Origin of the sequence: Streptomyces sp. GbtcB7, assembly GCF_019091445.1 — a bacterium.
In the GTDB taxonomy this organism is placed as follows: Bacteria; Actinomycetota; Actinomycetes; order Streptomycetales; family Streptomycetaceae; genus Streptomyces; species Streptomyces mirabilis.
The window spans coordinates 1-234 of the sequence record NZ_JAGXJM010000674.1 but is presented as its reverse complement, the minus strand read 5'-3'; the positions used below and the strand labels follow the sequence as shown (position 1 = coordinate 234).

Annotated in this window: 1 protein-coding gene; it reads right to left on the bottom strand. The window is 71.4% G+C overall.

Annotated elements, in window-relative coordinates; translation table 11 throughout:
• Positions 1 to 234: DPP IV N-terminal domain-containing protein (locus KVT44_RS57195; protein WP_217577212.1), on the bottom strand; the 234-nt coding region annotated here is incomplete at both ends.

Sequence of the window (234 nt, the reverse complement as noted above, 5' to 3'; positions counted from 1 at the left end):
CATGCGCCAGGTACGGGTAGTGCGCCCGGTCCCAGACCACCCCCGTGCGCACCCCGCCGAGGCTGACCACGAAGAGCCTCACGTACGCATTGTCCGTTCCGGCGGCCGGGTAGCCGACCTGCTGCGGAGCGCGTACCGGTTGTGCGGGATCGGAAATCCACCAGCGCCGCACGGGCGCGACGTCGACCCGCGCGACCAGCAGCCGGTCCCCTTCCGGAGACCACCAGAAACCGC